This is a genomic window from Bradyrhizobium sp. NBAIM08, from assembly GCF_020193935.1.
GTDB lineage: Bacteria > Pseudomonadota > Alphaproteobacteria > Rhizobiales > Xanthobacteraceae > Bradyrhizobium > Bradyrhizobium yuanmingense.
This window is the reverse complement of the sequence record NZ_JADYVR010001426.1, coordinates 1-379: the sequence shown is the minus strand read 5'-3', so window position 1 is coordinate 379 and position 379 is coordinate 1. Positions and strand designations below refer to the sequence as shown.

1 protein-coding gene is annotated in these 379 nt (G+C 72.3%); it reads right to left on the bottom strand.

All coding sequences use genetic code 11. From position 1 onward, the window contains the following. Positions 1-67: 67 nt before the first annotated feature. Positions 68-379: hypothetical protein (locus tag I6F37_RS45260; protein WP_225155166.1), on the bottom strand; the 312-nt coding region annotated here is incomplete at its 5' end.

Below are 379 nucleotides of genomic sequence, written 5' to 3'. Positions count from 1 at the left end.
GTTCCGTGCGGCGCTCGAGGACTCCAAGGCCGCGGTGCCCGACCCGCTGGCCGGGCACCGCTGAGCCTCACCAGATCCAGGAGCGCACCTCGGTGGCGGACAGGACCTCGCGCCACGCCTCGTCCTTTGCGAGCCGGGTGAGGACCGACTCCTCCTTGCCCACGGGGTCGAAGAGGGTGAGCGTGGCGCGTGTCCTGGCCGACTCGCAGTCGTCCTTCTGGTGCGCGAGGACGAGGTCCTGTCCGCGCACGCCGACGAGGGTCAGGGAGCCGGTGCTGCCCGGCACCCGCACCAGTCGCACCTTCCCGGACGCCGTCTGGTGCGAGAGGAAGGCACCGCCGCAGCCGTCCAACGACTCGTACCACGCGCGCCCCTGCAC